This window comes from Nonlabens sp. Hel1_33_55 (genome assembly GCF_900101765.1).
GTDB lineage: Bacteria > Bacteroidota > Bacteroidia > Flavobacteriales > Flavobacteriaceae > Nonlabens.
In genome coordinates this window covers 2,094,412-2,113,706 of the sequence record NZ_LT627735.1, presented here as the reverse complement: position 1 = coordinate 2,113,706, position 19,295 = coordinate 2,094,412, and the positions used below count along the sequence as shown (strand labels likewise).

The following is a 19,295-nucleotide window of genomic DNA, read 5'->3' as shown; positions in this document are numbered from 1 at the left end:
AACTATTAGGCTTCATATAAAGACTTTAATGCCAGGAAAGAATTTTCAGAATTCAAAATCGTAATACTTATCGCTTTCCTTTATTATAAGATGTTAGTTGAAACGTCTTTTGGATAATGCGATAATTACAAAACTTGAAAACCATCAGCCTTGCAAGACTGCAAAACTGATGGTTTTAATTTATTTTGAAATCCGCTTTCGCGAAAGCGAACTAATCTTTTATGAAAGCGCCAAATGAATCCTTTCAATCGCTTCCTTGATTTGCTCTGTACTTGCAGCATATGAAATACGGATACAGTTAGGTGCGCCAAAAGACTCTCCAGAAACCGTCGCTACAAGAGCTTTTTCTAATAGGAACAACGAGAAATCCTCTGCCGTATAGATTTTGTGTCCTTTGATTTCCCGACCAAAAAACGCCGAAATATCTGGGAACACATAAAATGCTCCTTCTGGCTCATCAGTCACAAATCCGTCGATTTGACCAAGCAATTCGAGGATCAACTTGCGACGTTCTGCAAAGGCATCTACCATGTATTGGATTTTGGAAACTGGAGCTTCCAGTGCCGTGATGACTGCACGTTGGGCAACACAGTTGGCTCCACTGGTGATCTGGCCTTGAAATTTGTTACAGGCACGTGCAATATAAGTTGGTGCACCTATGTAGCCTATTCTCCATCCAGTCATAGCAAAAGCCTTACTAACACCATTAATCGTCACGGTGCGATCATACATTCCATCACAATTGGCAATACTGGCGTGACCAGAACCGTAATTGATGTGCTCGTAGATCTCATCGCTTACTACAACAATTTGAGGATGATCTTTCAAAATCTCAGCAAAAGCGTCTAATTCTTTCTTAGAAAAAACAGATCCGCTGGGATTGTTGGGTGATGAGAAGAGAATCATTTTTGTTTTAGGCGTGATTGCTGCACGCAGTTGTTCTGCCGTGATTTTGAAATTCTGCTCTACACCGGCATGAACCTCTACGGGAACACCTTCGGCTAGTTCAACGATTGCGCTATAACTAACCCAGTAAGGAGCTGGCAGGATGCATTCATCACCTTTGTTGAGAACCACCATCGCAACATTAGCGATGGATTGCTTTGCTCCAGTGGAAACCACAATCTGGCTGCGGTCATACGTTAAATTGTTATCACGTTTGAATTTAGTGATGATCGCATCTTTCAATTCTACATAGCCATCTACTGGTGTGTAACCATTATAGTTATCATTAATCGCCTGAATGGCTGCGTCTTTGACAAAATCTGGCGTGTTGAAATCTGGTTCACCTAGACTCAGACCTATAATATCCTTTCCTTGCTCGCGCAGTTCGCGTGCTTTGGCCGCCATGGCAAGCGTGGCGCTGGTAGGCAGGTTGTTGATACGGTCAGAAAGTTGCTGGTTCATAATGCTTTGGTTTACTACAAAAATATCATTCATGGACAACTATCAATAGCTTCGTCCATTTATTATTCGTTTATTTTTGTAAATCTATAAAAACATCGCATTCGTGTCACAAATCATCAAAGAACACTTTCCACATATAACAGATCGTCAACAACAGCAATTTGCTCAATTGGAAGGCCTCTATAAAGAATGGAACGCGCAGATTAATGTGATATCACGCAAGGACATTGATGAATTGTACACGAGACATGTGTTGCATTCATTGGGAATAGTAAGTGTAGTTCGCTTTCGCGAAAGCTTGCCCAATACACCTGGAGGAACAAGAGTTCTGGATGTAGGAACAGGTGGCGGCTTTCCTGGAATACCGCTCGCGATTATGTTTCCTAAAACCAAGTTCCACCTCGTAGACTCCATTGCCAAAAAGCTTAAAGTGGTCGATGCCGTAGTAGAAGCGCTAGGCTTAGAAAATGTCACCACAGAACACGGCCGTGCCGAAAAAGTAAAAGGCAGATTTGACTTTATAGTATCAAGAGCAGTCACAAACATGACCGATTTCGTCAGCTGGACCCGCAACAAAGTACGCAAGGACAGCTACCACGAGATAGAAAACGGAATCCTATACCTAAAAGGCGGCGACTTGCGAGAAGAACTCAAACCCTTCAAACACGCCGACATATACGAACTGGATCAAATCTTTGAAGATCCCTTTTTTGAGACGAAGAAAGTGGTGCATTTGCCTCTTTAAAATTTTATAAAGTATTAAAACCAGTATCGAGCGACAGCGTCGCACTGAGTGCAATCGAAATATCGAGATATGGTTTTAGCACAATCTTCATAACTAATCGAATCGCTTTTTCTCGACCTGCCTGCTGCAGTCAGGCTCCCGCTCGAAGCGGCTTAATTATTCAAAAAATCAAAAAGCGCCTTCTCAAACTAATGAGAAGGCGCTTTCCAATTCTATAAAATCAATCTAATTACTCACCCATAAATGGATAACGATAATCCGTTGGTGTTACAAAAGTTTCCTTGATCATACGTGGAGAAACCCAGCGTAACAGGTTCAGTTTTGAACCAGCTTTGTCGTTAGTTCCAGATGCTCTTGCTCCGCCAAATGGCTGTTGTCCAACCACGGCACCCGTACATTTATCGTTGAGGTAGAAGTTACCGGCGCAATTCTCTAGCGCTCTAGTAGCTTGATTTAGTGCGTAACGGTCTTGAGCTAGAATAGCTCCAGTCAAAGCATAAATACTTGTTTCATCAACCAACTTCAATGTTTCTTCCCACTTGCTATCCTCATAGACATAAATGGTAATCACTGGACCGAACAATTCGGTTTCCATGGTTTCATAGTTGGGATCTGTAGTCACAATTACGGTAGGTTCTACAAACCATCCTTCACTCTTATCATAACCACCGCCAAAAACAACTTCTGCCTTTTTGCTTTTCTTTGCCTTATCAATATAGGAAGCTAACTTGTCAAAAGAACCTTCATGAATTACTGCGGTCATGAAATTGGTCATGTCTGCTGGCGACCCCATTTTGATACTTTCAATATCTTTCCCTATCAATTCCTTCACTTCCGGCCATATACTTTCTGAGATATAGGCTCTGGAAGCTGCGCTACATTTTTGACCTTGAAATTCAAAAGCACCACGAACGATGGCCGTAGCTACCTGCGCAGGAATAGCAGATTTATGCCCAACGATAAAGTCCTTACCGCCAGTTTCTCCAACAATACGCGGATACGTTTTGTAGGTATTAATATTCTGACCTATTTGTGACCATATTCCTTTAAAAACACTTGTAGATCCAGTAAAGTGAACACCTGAAAAATCTGCGTGAGACAAAATTTCTTCCGTCATCATTTGTGGTTCTGCGTTGACCATATTGATCACACCATCAGGAACTCCAGCTTCTTTGAAGATTTCCATAATCACGTTAGCACTCAACATCTGGTGATCACTAGGCTTCCATACACAAACGTTACCCATTAGGGCTGCACTTGCAGGCAAGTTACCAGCAATAGCCGTAAAGTTGAATGGACTGATACAGTAAATAAAACCTTCCAGTGGACGGTATTCCAATCTATTCCATGCGCCAGATGTTGATGCTGGTTGCTCTGCATAGATTTCGGTCATGTATTCTACATTGAACCTTAAGAAATCCACTAGTTCACAAGCACTGTCTATTTCTGCTTGAAAAACAGTTTTGGATTGGTTCACCATCGTCGCTGCATTGATGCGAGCACGATATGGTCCTGCGATAAGTTCTGCAGCTTTTAGGAAAATACCTGCGCGTTGTTCCCATGGCAGTTGTGACCACTCCTTGCGAGCTTCCAATGCTGTAGCAATCGCCTTTTGCACTTCTTTCTTGCCTGCTCTATGATAAGTTCCCACCACTTTTTTATGATCGTGTGGCGGTCTAATATCGCCGGTATCTTTGGTCTTGATTTCCTCACCACCTATGTAAACAGGCACTACAGTTTGTGTATTATAAAATTCTTGGTAGGCTCTTAGAACTTCCTCACGTTCTGGAGTGCCTGGTGCGTATGATAAAATGGGCTCGTTAACGGCCACTGGTACATTGAAAAATCCTTTTCCCATGATTATATTTTCTTGGTTATAATTTCTGCCGTGAAAATACAAAACGTTCCATGCAATAGATCTGCATGAAACTTAAACTTAAATCAAAACTGAAATCTTAAACTATGATTTTGCTGCCATTTGATTGAGAACGCATTGCATTGCAATATGATTTTGATGGATTGCAGTGGATATTGAGAATTCCGCTTTCGCGAAAGCGAACTACTCCCATACATCTCTTTTAAGTTAAATTTTGAACTTAAATTTAGTTCAGTGCAAAGGGAGCACTCAATTTAAACTTAGGGATATTGACCGCAAAATGTCTAGCGCTACTGAAGTTGACCATCGTGTAGGTACCACTCATACTGCCAAAAGGCGATGCCAGTAAACAACCGCTGCTATAGGTGTGCGATTCACCTGGCTTGAGAACTGGTTTCTTGCCTATAACGCCTTCACCATCCACATGTTCTGTACGGCTCAAACTGTCCTTGATCTTCCAGTGACGTGAGGTAAGCTGAACGCTATCCTTACTTTGATTCTCAATGGTAATGTTGTAGCCAAAGGCAAAGTGCATCTTATAATTCTTATAAAATGTACCCTGAAAAGACGTGCGCACCGTGATCTTGATGCCTCTGGTAATTTGCTGTAACATGTTTAGGCTCCTATAAATACGCTGCCTACAATAAATAAACCTGCGCTGAACATAAAGAGTAGGAAAAATACAAAATTTAAAAACAAGAATTTTAATATTGTCTTAATTCTGCTCTGACTATAGAATTTGCGCATGGCTTTGTAGAAATAAATGGGGCCACATATTCCCAAAATAATAATAGCAGGCCATTTCCAGCCTATAAAACCAAAACTCAAACCAACAATTCCTAATAAAACAAAAAGACTCAAAAAGAAAAACGTAAAAACGTGGAATGTGAATACCAGATGCTCCATGAAATTAAACGGCCGTCGCATATAAATGAGCCATAAAAAGAGACTGATGACAGGTGCAAAAAAGAATAGAAACAATGGTATTTTAGGGACGATCATCTCTACTATCTGATAGGGTCGTTCTTCCAGATCATTGAATCGCAACGCTTTGCGATATCTAGAGATGTTTAGCCCGTTTCGTTCATGTCCCAAATCTTCTAGAGCTTGGGTTATGCTCATCTCTGGATTGTTTTCAGCATGTTTTTTATAGTCAGAAGTTTGTTCTAGATATTTGGAGAAGTAATTTTTTTCGTCAAGTTCAGCTTCCGTTAAGTAGGTAGTTGTTTTGAGGGAATCTGTAACCGTGCCTTGCAGTGTTTCAATAACTCTCGATATAGCTTTGCTTCCAGCGGCGTTTCCTGCGGCTTCTAGAGAGTCGCGTTGTTTGATGAGATCCTGTAATGCTGCTTTATCAGATAGGTTTCCTCTACCTTCTGCAAAACCTTTGTTGAATGAGCTTACAAACGTACCAAAATCATCATCCCAATTAAGAATGGTCTGACCCATCAAAAAGAAAACGATGCTCACAGTAAGAAAAAACCGAAAAGGATTTGCATACTGCTTCCTACGACCCGCACAATATTCCTTGGTAACTTTTCCAGGCTGAAAGAGAATACCACTTATCGTTCGCCATATCCTGCTATCATACGAGATAAAATTTGAAAGGAACTCGCTGAAGAAGTCGTTGAGAGACAACCGTTTCTTTGAGTTGATTTGACCGCACTGATGGCAGAATTTATCTTCTTTTTCTAGTGGAGTGTCACAATTAAGGCATTTCTCACTGCGATATTCTGGCAGCTGTCTTGCGGGTAGGCTCATGATCGATGGTTGGTCGATCAAAGATAATTAATTGGAAATATTAGCACTATTTCCAGAACCATAACCAATTAGCTGATCATAACGACCGCCTGGTGTGCGGTAGTAAGCGAGAACCGTATATTCATTTTCGGTTTGCCACTTGTTCCCGCTGATGAGTCCTGGAAGTTCCAGACCATTCTCATCGAGTACCGTATAGCGATAATTGTAAAATCCTTGTTTAAGCAGTAAGGTTGCTTCATACAAATTACTCTGCGGATTAAAAGTCATCAAATTCTCATCCTGAAACTGGTGTCCATTATAGTTTCCCGCGACAAACACGCTGGAATTTTCTGGAAGAACCTGTAAAGCATCTACCTTGAAATGGACCTTTAGATATTCTGCTTGTATGTCATTATCCTCGTTGGTAGTGGTGGTTACTAAAAAGTTTCCATTGATATCTGGGAAGTAGGTGTATTCTGCAAATAATCTGGTAACATCGATAAATAGAAAAGACTCATACAATTCATTGCGACGCACAAAATCGATATTGTTGTTTGGTGATCTAAAATCCCGATTCTCAAAATTCAAATATTCATTTCCAGCCCAGAAGGAGGTCGGCCCATCATAGTCATAAAGCTGTTTGTTCCCTAAGTTGAATTGAGGTTTGATATTATAGATCGCGGTATTCAAATCGCTGTTCTGGATAATGGTGACTTTGAGATTTTCCTTGGGGTTGATAAAATTAATTTCTTCAGAGTCCACAAAAAATTCCACGCGCTGTTTGACGTTCACAAATTTTAAATCGCGGGCCCTTCTGGTAGCAACACCTACTAAGGACTTGTCATCCAGCAACATAAATTTCCTAGAGAAAACAAGCTCGCGGTCGTCATTATAGAAGTGAACCATGTAATTGCCGCTAACTGTAAGCGCGGTAGTAAATTGGTTAGGAATGGTAAACTCGTAGTGCGAATAGGTTTGTAGCGTGGTAAAGGAATTGCGGTAATTGAGGATACGGCGGTCGTCTACTCCTTCAAGAAATTCATTTTTGAAAAGCGCACTGGGCGTCCAGTCATAATCATAATGCTCGATCTGGTAGAAGTAATTGGCTTCATCGCCTATAATATCATCAAAGCTGATGTTGATTGTCTCACCCAATAAATAGACTGGCACCATATTTTCAGGTGGTTTGTTGAAGGTTACCGTCTTTATGTAGTCTGGGTCATTGACGAGGTCTTTTAGTTCTTGCGCTTTCGCGAAAGCGGAACAGAAAACTAATGTAATGAACAAGAAAAAAAACGACTTCATAGCGTAAAATTTGCTGGATAAAGATAAATTAAAATTCAGAGTTTAAACAGTTAGCCAAAGCAGTGCCAAAGCAACTTGAGCCAACTATTTAGAAGTGATCTAAATAAATTACTCTGATTTAATTGACCTCTTTATTACTTAAATTTGCAGACTCAAAAAAGGACTAAATCCATTCATCCTATGTCAAAGGACATTAGAGTTAGAAAAGGGCTCGATCTCAAGCTCAAAGGCGTGGCAGACAAAACAATTGTCGATGCGCCACGATCTAGCGTTTACGCGATCAAACCATTAGATTTTCATGCAGTTGTTCCCAAGCTTGTGCTCAAAGAAGGCGCAAAAGTGAAGGCTGGTGAAACGATTTTCTATTCAAAGTACGACGAGCCTGTAAAGTTTGTGGCGCCAGTTAGCGGTACCATTTCTGAGGTTTTGAGAGGTGCCAAAAGGCGTATTCTTGAAGTTCGCATCACAGCAGACGCTGTGAGTGAGCACGTTGATTTTGGTAAAATGGATCCTAACACAGCAGATGCTGCAGCGGTCAAAACCAGACTCCTAGAGAGTGGTTGCTGGCCATTTATCATCCAAAGGCCTTATGACATTGTTGCAAGTTCTGAGGATGCTCCTAAATCCATTTTTGTTTCTGCTTACACGACAGCACCTCTGGCAGGTGATGTTGACTTTATAGTTTCTGGTAAAAAGGAAGCTTTTCAAGCAGGAATTGATGCGTTGAGTAAACTGACTGAAGGTCAAGTTCACGTAGGTGTTGGAAAGGATTCACAACTGGGTTCTATTTCAAATGCTGTTGTTCATAAAGTAAAAGGACCGCATCCAGCTGGTAATGCTGGTGTGCAGATTCATAAGGTTGATCCTATCAACTTTGGCGAAAAGGTCTGGGTTGTTGGAGCGGAAGATGTTGCGACAATAGGTAATCTCTTCCTCACTGGTCAATTCCATGGAGAACGCACTGTTGCTCTTGTAGGATCTGAGGTTGCAGATGCAGATCGCAAATATTACAGAACGATTATAGGTTCTAATGTTTCAAAGCTTGTTTCAAATGTTAATACTAATGAGACCAGAATCATATCTGGAGATGTGTTGACTGGTGATAAGTTGGATAACGATCAATTTTTGAACTTCTATCACAATACGCTTACTCTAATTCCTGAAGGAAATGAATATGCGCTTTTGGGATGGTTGCCATTTACAAGAAACAATATTCCAAGTATCTCTGGAACTTCTCTATCATGGATGAAAGGTGGTCGCAGCAAAGTCGACACAAACTTGAATGGTGAAGAGCGAGCGCTGGTTGTAACTGGCGAGATGGAAGAGGTGTTGCCTATGGATATTTATCCTATGCAATTGATCAAGGCTTGTATGGCTGGCGATATTGAAAAAATGGAAAACCTAGGGATCTATGAAGTAGCTCCAGAGGATTTTGCCTTAGTAGATTATATAAACACATCAAAATTAGAGGCTCAAGAGATTATTCGTTTGGGACTTGATTTAATGATAACTGAAGTAGGATAACGTATGAAATGGCTTAGAAATAGACTGGATCAGGCAAGAAAACCTTTCGAACCTGGTGAGAAGTATGAAAAGTTTGCTCCGGCAATCAATGCTTTTGATACTTTCTTATTTACTCCCAACCATACTACTCAAAAGGGAGCTCACATTCGTGACGTCTCAGATTTGAAGCGTACGATGATCACGGTGGTTTTAGCTTTAATTCCAGCGTTGATTTTTGGAATGTGGAATAGCGGAGCGCAATACTTGTATCAAGAGCGCGGTCTTGCCAGCGTTTTAGATGTCCCATTCATGGATGCTTTTGTTGAAGGAGCTATTCTGGTGCTACCTTTAGTAATTGTATCCTATGTAGTAGGATTAACGATAGAGTTCATTTTTGCGATCTATAGAGGTCACGAGGTGAATGAAGGTTATCTGGTAACAGGACTTTTGATCCCAATGATTTTCCCAGTAGATATTCCGCTATGGATGCTTGCATTATCAGTGGCATTTGCCGTATTGATTGGTAAGGAGGCATTTGGTGGAACAGGAATGAATATTTTGAATCCAGCATTAACGGCTAGAGCATTTGCATTCTTTGCATATCCTCTTTACATGTCAGGTAATGCAATATGGGTTCATGAAGGTTCTACTGATGCTGTATCTGGTGAAACGATTCTGGGAGCACTAGCGAGCGGGTCTTACGATGGGCAAATTAGCGGTGCTGCGAGTAACGCAGTTGCTTTTTCCAATCCAGCAGCCGTAAATGAAACTTCAGTATTGGCAGGGATCGATTTCTATGATATGTTCATGGGATTCATCCCAGGATCTGTAGCAGAAACATCTGCACTTATGATCATAATAGGAGCAATCATCTTAATCGCAACTAAAGTAGGTAGCTGGAGAATTATTCTTGGCGGTCTTTTAGGTGGTGTAGTCATGGGACTTCTGTTTAACTTCTTTGGAGGTTTAGGAGAAGACTTTGTTAGAGAATTAATTGATGGTGGTAGAATCACTATGGATCAGGTTTTGAATGACGCTGGAGCAGTCGCAGCCCTAGAGTTAGGCGGTTGGGACGCAACATTATTAGAAATGGGAACCAATCAGTTATTTAATTTCCCGTTCTATCAGCACTTAGTAGTTGGTAGTATTCTCTTTGGAATTGTCTTTATGGCAACTGACCCAGTGAGTGCAGCACAAACAACTAAGGGAAAATGGATCTACGGTATACTTATTGGATTCTTTGGATTGTTGATTCGTATTTTCAATCCAGCATATCCAGAAGGTATCATGCTTGCTATTCTTTTACTAAACGTATTTGCGCCGACTATCGACCACTACGTGATCCAAGGGAATGTCAATAAGAGAAAGAAACGATTGAAAAAAGCTAAAGTTCAACTTCAAGCAGCTTAAGAAATGGATAGAAATTCAAACGCATACACGTTCATATTTGCAATCATTATGGTGGCAGTTGTTGCTAGCGCATTAGCGTTTGCAGCTACAAATCTGCAGCCAGCACAGGCAGAGAATGTGAAACAAGAAAAAATGCAGAACATTCTTGCTACCGTTGGTATCGAGACGACAAGAGATTCTGCAGAGGCACTATTCAGCAAGTATATTGTTGATCAAGTTGCCCTAGACGCTGAAGGTCAAGAGCGCACAGATGTTGACGCATTTACGGTTGACCTTAAAAAGGAATTGAAACGCCCGGTAGAAGAGCAAGCATACCCATTATACGTAGCAGACGTGGAAGGTGCTAAATATTATATCGTGCCGTTGAGAGGTAAAGGTCTTTGGGATGCGATATGGGGTTACGTTGCCCTTAAGGATGACGTGAATACTATTAAAGGAGCTGTTTTTGACCACAAAGGAGAAACTCCTGGACTAGGTGCAGAGATCACTCAAAACTGGTTCAAGCAACGTTTTGACGATGAGAAGATCATGGATGAATCAGGAAACTTCATAGGTGTATCTGTCGCTAAAGGATACCAAGGCGGCGACAATAAAGACGACAATGCTGTTGATGCGATTGCAGGAGCAACGATTACTGGAGATGGTGTTACTGACATGATTTCTGAAAGATTGCAACGATACCTTCCATATTTTAAAGAAAAGACGAGCGTTAAAGTTGCAATGCAGTAAATCTGCTTTTGATAATTACGCTTTCGCGAAAGCGAGATAAATAACAAAATTCATGGCACACAATAAAGAAGCTAAAAAACAGGAATTGATCCTTTTCTTGTCGGACACCGATGAGCGCGAAGGATTGCTGGGTAAGAAAAACCGTAAGCTATTATCTGATCCTTTAACAGATAACAACCCGATCACCGTTCAGGTATTGGGAATATGTTCTGCACTGGCAATTACCGTACAATTAAAGCCGGCGATCGTAATGAGTATTGCGGTAATGGCTGTAATGGCGTTTAGTAACATGATCATTTCTGCATTGCGTAATTTGATTCCTTCTCGAATCAGGATTATCGTGCAATTGGTTGTAGTTGCTGCTCTGGTAATTCTTGTTGACCAAGTCTTGAGAGCTTATGCTTATGATGTTTCTAAGGAACTATCGGTCTTTGTAGGGTTGATCATTACCAACTGTATTGTAATGGGTCGATTGGAGGCTTTTGCATTAGGACATGGTGTATACAAATCCTTCCTTGACGGAATTGGTAATGCCGCTGGATATGCTTTCATACTTATCCTTGTAGCATTTTTTAGAGAATTACTAGGTGCAGGAAAATTGCTAGGTTTTGAGGTGATTCCTGAATCATTTTATGAATTTGGTTATGAGAACAACGGTTTGATGTTATTGTCACCAATGGCGTTGATTACCGTAGGTATCATCATCTGGGTACAACGCAGCCGTAATAGAACTTTGATAGAACAGAATTAATAATACTAAGAATTAGAAAATGGATTTAATCAATCTCGCTGTTAGAAGTATTTTCATTGAGAACATGGTATTTGCCTACTTCTTGGGTATGTGTTCTTATTTGGCCGTTTCAAAATCGGTTAAGACTGCTGTAGGGCTAGGTGCTGCTGTAGTTTTCGTATTAGGTATCACTGTACCTATCAACTGGTTGTTGGATACGTATCTATTGAAGCCAGGCGCACTGACCTGGACAGGAATGGAAAACGCTGCAAATATTGACCTGAGTTTCTTGAGTTTCATCATGTTTATCGCGGTAATCGCGAGTATGGTACAACTGGTAGAAATGGTGGTTGAGCGTTTTGCTCCAGCACTATACGGTGCCCTGGGTATCTTCCTTCCTTTGATCGCTGTAAACTGTGCGATATTAGGTGGATCACTCTTTATGCAACAAAAAGACTTTTCCAATATTGGAGAATCTGCTGTCTATGGAATAGGATCCGGTTTTGGATTTTTCCTAGCCATTCTAGCTATTGCTGCTATACGTGAAAAAATATCTTACTCCAATGTTCCAGCACCACTACGTGGATTAGGAATTACATTTATCATCACAGGACTTATGGCTCTAGGGTTCATGAGTTTTATGGGAATCGAAATTTAATATTTAGAAAGAACTATTTATGGATTCTAACTTGCTTACCATACTTGCCAGTGTAGCTATATTCTTGACGCTGATACTTTTATTAGTTGTCTTGTTGCTAACGGCAAAATCAAAATTGCTCCCATCTGGTCCTGTAACGATCAATGTTAACGGAGAAAAAGACATCACAACTGGTTCTGGCGGCACATTGCTAGGAACTTTAGGTGATAACAAATTGTTCTTGCCATCTGCTTGTGGTGGTGGTGGAACTTGCGTGCAGTGTAAATGTGTCGTTTCTGAAGGTGGTGGATCTATTCTCCCAACTGAGGTGCCTCACTTTACCCGTAAGGAAATTGCTGCTGGATGGAGATTGGGTTGTCAGGTTAAGGTAAAACAGGACATGAAGATCGAGATTCCTGAAGAAGTTTTCGGAATCAAAAAATGGGAAGCTACTGTAGTGCGTAACTACAACGTGGCCTCGTTTATCAAAGAATTTGTGGTCATGCTACCTGAGGATATGGATTATGAAGCTGGAGGTTATATCCAGATTGAAATACCTAAATGTGAAGTGCGATATGAAGATATCGATATCACAGCACACCCAGAAGAGCATGAGACACCGGATAAATTCAAAGCAGAATGGGACAAGTTCAACTTGTGGCCTTTAGTAATGAAGAACCCTGAAACTGTAGAAAGAGCTTACTCAATGGCTTCTTTCCCAGCAGAAGGACGTGAGATCATGTTGAACGTACGTATCGCTACTCCACCATGGGATAGAGCAAAGAATGGCTGGATGGATGTAAATCCAGGTATTGCGAGTTCTTACATTTTCAACCAAAAAGAAGGTGATAAAGTAGTTGTTTCAGGACCTTACGGTGAGTTCTTCATCAACCACTCAGATGCAGAAATGTTATATGTAGGTGGTGGAGCAGGAATGGCGCCAATGAGATCACACTTATATGAGCTATTCAAAACCTTGAAGACAGATCGTAAAGTGACGTACTGGTACGGTGGACGTTCTAAGCGTGAGTTATTCTATATCGAACACTTTAGAGAATTGGAACGTGAATTTCCTAACTTCAAATTTTATATGGCACTTTCAGAGCCAGCGGAAGAGGATAATTGGAAGAAGAAAGAGGATATAGAAGATGAAGCTGGAGATGGATTTGTTGGATTCATTCACCAAGTGGTAATCGACCAATATCTGAGTAAACACGAAGCCCCTGAAGATATAGAAGTATACTTTTGTGGACCGCCGCTGATGAACAACGCTGTTGGTAAAATGGCGGAAGACTTCGGTGTGCCACCAGAGAACATCCGTTTTGATGACTTTGGAGGATAAGCCTTAGATTATATTGCTTTCGCAAAAGCGTAATATATTAAAAAACCCGATCAGAAATGATCGGGTTTTTTATTTCAGAGTAGTGGCTTTTAGGATTTAAATGTCATGCTGACCTACGTCAGCATCTCCTTGAATTAAATTCAATGCTGGCCTCAAAATCGTGTCCATTCACAAAATAAGGAATCTATATTATAGTTGGACAGATAGTAAGTTTAGGTCGAAACGAATCTGCCAGTAATAGAATTACATTCTCAAATCGCAATGTTCAAATAAGACTAGCTTTTATAGTTGTACACTGATGACTTACGCTTATGCTAAGATCACTGAGGTATTAAGTAACAATATCAGTTGAGTAATCTAAAGAGGTATGTGGAAACAAAATTCAACGAGTCACGCTAAGACTGGATAACCTTTATTAATGTCGCTATTCGCTATTCGCTATTCGCTATTCGCTATTCGCTATTCGCTATTTGAAAAGCAGCTCGTTATATGTGTCTTAAACAGTAACAGCCTGAATCTTACGCCCTTTATAAAACGCAAAGAACATGATATAGGCATAACAAGCCATAGGCAAGATAAATGCCAGCGCAAAGCCTAAGGAGTCAGCTAATGCACCGAAGCTGATAGGCACAATCGCACCACCTACAATTGCCATACAAAGCAATCCGGAGGCTTGTGGCTTCAAATCGCCCAATCCATTAAGTGTTAATGTGAATATTGTTGGGAACATAATAGAGTTGAACAATCCTACGGCCAAAATCGCCCACATCGCCGTCAATCCAACCGAGGAAACGCTGATGATAATCATCAAAATGGCGAGAGCGGTAAAGGTCATTAAAACTTTAAAAGGTGCGATAAAACGCATCAATGCAGAGCCTATAAAGCGGCCTACCATGGCTCCAGTCCAATAGAAAAATAAGAAAGCACCAACGACGGCTTTTGCATCAATATCATTTATATCTGCATTCAAGAAGAATGAAGCGATGCCACCCATAGTCTCGTTGTTACGTATTGTTTCCTCAAGATTGAGATCAATAAAGTAATTCACCAGATAGCTACCTATCGCAACCTCTGCACCTACATAGACAAATATTCCTGCAGCTCCCATCCATACAGATTTCTTTTTGAGTAGTGCAGCATAACCACCTTTGGCTGTTTTTTGCAGTTGCGGAAGCTTGATAAATATGAAAGCAACGGCAAGAAGTGCAATGAGTCCTGCAAAAAATAAAAACGGAGTTTGTACGGCACCAGCTTCAGTGATGTAGTAGCTTTCCCGTTGCACATCAGTTAGCATGGTTATTTCTTGAGAGGTCAGAATTTTATCACTTAGCAGAAAAGCGGCTCCGGCAATAGGCGCGATGGAAGCACCTAATGAATTGAAAGCCTGTGCGAGGTTCAAGCGGCTACCGGCACCTTCTTCACTACCTAAAACAGCTACGTATGGGTTTGCAGCGACTTGTAGAATAGTAATACCTGCAGCTAACGTGAAGTAACCGAATAGAAAGACTCCAAACAATCTCTCTGAAGATGCTGGGTAAAACAATAAACATCCTATGGCCATTGTTGCCAAGCCTATGATAATTCCCTTTTTATAACCAACCTTGGATAGTAGAACACCAGCTGGAATTGAGAAAACAAAGTAGGCTAGGAAGAAGGCAAATTGCACTAATCCAGCTTGAAAATAACTTAGTTCAAAAACCTCTCTCAACCTGGGTACCAAACTGTCCACCAATACGGTGATGAATCCCCAAAGGAAAAATAACACGGTAATAATTATAAAGGGTACGGTGTAGTTGGTTTTTGAAGTAGTCATGCAGGAAAATTGATTTTATAGTATTGACATTAATAAGAGTTCCGCTTTCGCGAAAGCGGAATTAAACATACTCATTTTTATCAAGTAATCAATCGTTAAGATAGGATGTGGAAGAAATCTGACGATTATTGCCCTCACGATATTCCATCATGGCAAAACCTTGATGTATGCAATAACTGCCTGTTTCTCCTTGCTTGTTCATAGCGATGTATGCAACTTGAAAATCTTTGTGATCTGGGTTTTTCCTCACCGTTCGCAATACAGCTTCTTCACAAGCAGCTTGCGGGCTCATGCCATTGCGCATCAATTCCACAATTAAAAAACTACCTAGACTTTTCATGATTTCTTCTCCCATTCCAGTGGCGGCAGCGCCACCTACTTCATTATCAACAAACAATCCTGCGCCTATAATTGGCGAGTCGCCCACGCGACCTTTCATCTTATAGGATAATCCAGATGTGGAACAGGCTCCGGCGATATCACCATTATCATCCATACATAGCATTCCAATGGTGTCATGGTTTTCAATATTTATGATAGGTTTGTAGTTCTCAGTTTTGAGCCATTCACGGTAGGCGTTTTCTGAGGATTCTGTCAATAGTTGTTCTTTTTTAAAACCTTGTTTTTCGGCAAATTCTTGGGCGCCTTCTCCTGCAAGCATAACATGTGGTGTTTGTAACATCACCTGTTTGGCAATGGCTGCGACATTGGTATATCCTTCTACACAGACAACTGCTCCACAGTTGCCGTTGTGATCCATCACGCAAGCATCTAAAGTCACATTTCCCTCACGATCTGGAGCTCCACCTTTTCCAACGGTAGTATTTTTAAGATTTTCCTCTTCTACTGCAACTCCTGCAATAGCAGCATCTAGAGCATTCATTCCAGATTCTAATGCCTTACCAGCAGCTTCATTTGCTTTACTAAAAGCCCATGTGCAAATAGCGATAGGTGTATTTTTCATAATCCTTGATTTTGATTTGCACGCAACTAAATGAATACCTAAACTCACTGCGATGCTGCCTTTTGCGGTTGTTGATATGAAACGTCTTCTATCCACAATCTTATTCTATACTTATTTCATCAACAAAAATCCATGCGGTACCGTCCATAGGAAAACCTAGATGCCATTCTGGTAACTTACCATAATTATTAGCAACAACTTTGACATACCTCGCCTGTTTACCATCAAACTGGATGGTTGATGTGTGGATCTCGCTCACCTCTTCCTTCCCTGTGGATGGTAATTCCAATTTCTTCTGAGCAATAACTTCTTTATTGGAATCCATTAAGATGACTTCCAGATCTCGCGGATAAAAAATCCAGCTGCGCTGCTCTTTCAAGAAATTTACTTCAACCTCATTAACGCTTTTAACCGATCCTAAATCTATAATAATGTCCAGATTTTGATCTTTAATTCCATGCCAAGCGCCTGAGCGATAGTCTACGCTACCTTTCAAACCATCAATAAGAGCATCCTTGCCACCAGCACTATATTCATTGGCATAGTCATAATTTAGCTCTACAGATCTGTCGGCATCGTATTTATGGAAGTCGGTTTGTACGGTGTCACTGCTAATTCCTTGATACACCGCAAAAGTTCTCAAGCCTACTGATTTATCAAGACTCAAAGTAGAATCATATTTTTGGAATTGCCCATAGTCAAGTGAGTAGTAAATATCTGATCGCGACATGGTGGTGCCTAATTCAATAGTAGTGCTTTTAGGGAATGAAATATCTCCGCTTTTGATGAACGGTGCAGTCACAATTGGAAAATCATTGATACTCGTGGTAGGCGTTTGATAAAGGGAACTACCCCAAGTGTCTGGAGTGTTGGACATTTTAAAATTCCAGGAGCCACCAGCCATTAATTGCTCATGTGTGATGAATGCCGTATTATGAGATCTCGCATTAACCCAATCGGTTGGATTCTCATCCATGTATAAGGCATCAATGTATTTGCCATCACCATTTTTAGTTATGGTAAGAGATTTTCCATTTTCAAAATGAATGGTTGCTTTATCAAACAGTGGTGACCCAATAGCATATTGATTGCTGGCAGGAGTAACTGGATAAAAACCTAATGAACTCAAAACATACCATGCGCTCATCTGACCACAATCTTCGTTTCCAGAAATACCATCAGGATGATTTGAATATAGCGTGGTTAGTATTTCATGGACTTTTTCTTGAGTTTTTGACGACTTGCCTACATAATTATATAAATAAGCCATGTGATGACTAGGTTCATTGCCATGAGCATATTGACCTATAAGTCCTGTAATATCTGCCTGATCTCTACCAGAAGTTTTTGCTGTTGCGGTAAATAAATTATCAAGGTGCTTTTCATAATCATCCTCACCACCCATCATACGTATGTGTCCTAATATATCTTGCGGTGCGTATAAGGAGTATTGCCATGCATTTGCTTCCGTGTAATTGAAATTCACTTCAAACGGATCAAAAGGCGAGAACCAAGTATTTCTAAATCGACCCTGAAAAAATCCAGTTTCGGGATTATAAAGGTTTTTATAGTTCTGAGCTCGTTTGATGAAGGTTTCATAGTCCTCGAGCGCACCTATCTTTTCTGCCATTTGTGCAATGGTCCAATCATCATAGGCATACTCCAATGTCTTTGAAACAGATTCACTTTCCTCTTCTACAGGAATAAAGCCCAGTTTTTTATACGATTTCAATCCTAGCTTATCCTGCATCGCGCTGTGCTTCATAGCTTCAAAAGCTTTTACCACATCAAAGCCATCAATACCTTTCATATAAGCATCTGCAATTACAGGGACCGCATGGTATCCTATCATACAACCCGTATAATTCCCGCTTAGATCCCAGATGGGCATAATACCACCTTCGTCATATTTTGCCGTGAACGTATTTATGAAATCATTTGTTCTTTTCTGATCAATGATTGTATATAAAGGGTGCGCTGCGCGATACGTGTCCCAGAGCGAGAAAACGGTATAATAATCAAAATCGTTAGTTTGATGCACTTCCAGATCCATGCCTCGATACCTACCATCTACATCCTGATATAGATTGGGCGCTAGCATCGTATGATATAAAGCAGTATAAAATGTGGCGACTTTGTCTTCATCATCGTCTTCAACTATGATTTTGGACAACTCCTTTTCCCACGTCGCTTTTGCTTCTTGATGTATTTCATCAAATGTTTTATCGCCTATCTCGCTTTGAAGATTGCGTTTTGCTCCGTTAACATCAACTGCAGAAATTCCGATTTTTATGATTACTGGATCATTATCAGGATTTTCAAATTTCAAAGCTTTTTTGGTTCTTGAATTATCAACATCTTTATCCCAATCCTTAATAGGATGGGAAGTCTTCATGTAGCAATACAACATTTGATTGCTAGCCCAAGCGCTGGAAAACCGTTTGCCAGATATTTCAGTAGCAGATTCAAGGTTCAGTTCGTGTTCCAACAATTTGTCGCGATGTTCCAGATCCAATATGAGAAACTGGTTGAGACTGTCCGGATATTGATATCGATGGATACCGCTGCGTTTTGAAACCGTGAGTTCCACCTTGATATCTGTATCATCGAGTTTCACGCTGTAGTATCCTGGACTGGCCGTTTCATTGTTAGGAGAGAAGCTGGAGCGATAGCCATCATTACCGTCTGCACCGTTATTAAGAACAGGTTTGTTGGTAGGCATCAACAACACATCGCCATAATCGCTCACGCCAGTACCGCTCAAATGCGTGTGTGAAAATCCATAGATTTTGTCATCGCTATAATGGTAACCGCTGCAGCCATCCCAACCATCCAGTCTGGTATCTGGACTTAATTGCATCATCCCAAAAGGCATGCTCGCTCCTGGATAAGTGTGACCGTGGCCGCCAGTTCCCACAAAGGGATTGACATATTCCGTTAGTGGTTTGGCTGCTTTTGCTTCTCTAAATTCCTGCTCATCACAAGAAATCAGTACAGCCAGTAACAATCCCAACAAGACCCATTTGCAATATTTCACTTTCGAAGTTTTAAGGTTTAAAGATAGGAAAAGGGTTGATGATGAGTCCGCTTTCGC

Annotated in this window: 15 protein-coding genes; 7 read left to right on the top strand and 8 right to left on the bottom strand. The window is 40.8% G+C overall.

Going from position 1 to position 19,295, the window contains the following annotated elements; genetic code table 11:
• Positions 1–219: 219 nt before the first annotated feature.
• Positions 220–1,407, bottom strand: a complete 1,188-nt coding sequence (locus BLO34_RS09405; protein ID WP_090754742.1) for a pyridoxal phosphate-dependent aminotransferase — start codon at positions 1,405–1,407, stop codon at positions 220–222.
• Between the two features lie 103 nt (positions 1,408–1,510).
• Between BLO34_RS09405 and rsmG the strand changes: the two genes are divergently transcribed.
• Complete coding sequence (gene rsmG, locus BLO34_RS09400; protein ID WP_090754740.1) at positions 1,511–2,152, top strand: 16S rRNA (guanine(527)-N(7))-methyltransferase RsmG; 642 nt, start codon at positions 1,511–1,513, stop codon at positions 2,150–2,152.
• Between the two features lie 229 nt (positions 2,153–2,381).
• Here the strand turns inward: rsmG and pruA are convergent, their stop codons facing one another.
• The 4 genes from pruA to BLO34_RS09380 form a co-directional block, all read right to left on the bottom strand.
• Complete coding sequence (pruA, locus tag BLO34_RS09395; protein WP_090754738.1) at positions 2,382–4,010, bottom strand: L-glutamate gamma-semialdehyde dehydrogenase; 1,629 nt, start codon at positions 4,008–4,010, stop codon at positions 2,382–2,384.
• Between the two features lie 244 nt (positions 4,011–4,254).
• Entirely contained in the window at positions 4,255–4,641 is a 387-nt protein-coding gene (apaG, locus tag BLO34_RS09390; RefSeq protein ID WP_090754736.1) for a Co2+/Mg2+ efflux protein ApaG, read from the bottom strand.
• A 2-nt stretch (positions 4,642–4,643) separates the two neighbouring features.
• Complete coding sequence (locus tag BLO34_RS09385) at positions 4,644–5,789, bottom strand: DUF3667 domain-containing protein (protein WP_090754734.1); 1,146 nt, start codon at positions 5,787–5,789, stop codon at positions 4,644–4,646.
• 27 nt (positions 5,790–5,816) lie between these two features.
• Positions 5,817–7,073, bottom strand: a complete 1,257-nt coding sequence (locus BLO34_RS09380; protein ID WP_090754732.1) for a DUF5103 domain-containing protein — start codon at positions 7,071–7,073, stop codon at positions 5,817–5,819.
• Between the two features lie 180 nt (positions 7,074–7,253).
• Here BLO34_RS09380 and BLO34_RS09375 point away from each other — a divergent pair, with 180 nt between their 5' ends.
• The 6 genes from BLO34_RS09375 to nqrF are packed head-to-tail and all read left to right on the top strand — an operon-like array spanning position 7,254 to position 13,424.
• A complete protein-coding gene (locus BLO34_RS09375; RefSeq protein ID WP_090754729.1) occupies positions 7,254–8,597 on the top strand; it encodes a Na(+)-translocating NADH-quinone reductase subunit A in 1,344 nt (447 codons plus the stop codon).
• 3 nt (positions 8,598–8,600) lie between these two features.
• Positions 8,601–9,986, top strand: a complete 1,386-nt coding sequence (nqrB, locus tag BLO34_RS09370) for an NADH:ubiquinone reductase (Na(+)-transporting) subunit B (RefSeq protein WP_090754727.1) — start codon at positions 8,601–8,603, stop codon at positions 9,984–9,986.
• Positions 9,987–9,989: 3 nt separating this feature from the next.
• A complete protein-coding gene (locus BLO34_RS09365; RefSeq protein WP_090754725.1) occupies positions 9,990–10,715 on the top strand; it encodes a Na(+)-translocating NADH-quinone reductase subunit C in 726 nt (241 codons plus the stop codon).
• Between the two features lie 52 nt (positions 10,716–10,767).
• Positions 10,768–11,466, top strand: a complete 699-nt coding sequence (locus BLO34_RS09360) for an NADH:ubiquinone reductase (Na(+)-transporting) subunit D (protein WP_090754723.1) — start codon at positions 10,768–10,770, stop codon at positions 11,464–11,466.
• 19 nt (positions 11,467–11,485) lie between these two features.
• Positions 11,486–12,103 (top strand): NADH:ubiquinone reductase (Na(+)-transporting) subunit E, encoded by a 618-nt coding sequence (gene nqrE, locus BLO34_RS09355; RefSeq protein ID WP_090754722.1) that lies wholly within the window; start codon positions 11,486–11,488, stop codon positions 12,101–12,103.
• A gap of 19 nt (positions 12,104–12,122) precedes the next feature.
• The gene (gene nqrF, locus BLO34_RS09350) at positions 12,123–13,424 is read left to right on the top strand and encodes an NADH:ubiquinone reductase (Na(+)-transporting) subunit F (RefSeq protein ID WP_090754719.1); all 1,302 of its coding nucleotides are present in this window, start codon (positions 12,123–12,125) and stop codon (positions 13,422–13,424) included.
• 496 nt (positions 13,425–13,920) lie between these two features.
• Here nqrF and BLO34_RS09345 read toward each other — a convergent pair whose 3' ends face one another.
• The 3 genes from BLO34_RS09345 to BLO34_RS09335 form a co-directional block, all read right to left on the bottom strand.
• A complete protein-coding gene (locus tag BLO34_RS09345) occupies positions 13,921–15,237 on the bottom strand; it encodes a sugar MFS transporter (RefSeq protein WP_090754717.1) in 1,317 nt (438 codons plus the stop codon).
• A gap of 88 nt (positions 15,238–15,325) precedes the next feature.
• On the bottom strand, positions 15,326–16,297 hold the full coding sequence (locus tag BLO34_RS09340) for a N(4)-(beta-N-acetylglucosaminyl)-L-asparaginase (protein WP_090754715.1): 972 nt from the start codon (positions 16,295–16,297) through the stop codon (positions 15,326–15,328).
• A gap of 4 nt (positions 16,298–16,301) precedes the next feature.
• Entirely contained in the window at positions 16,302–19,238 is a 2,937-nt protein-coding gene (locus BLO34_RS09335) for a GH92 family glycosyl hydrolase (RefSeq protein ID WP_090754712.1), read from the bottom strand.
• Positions 19,239–19,295 lie beyond the last annotated feature (57 nt).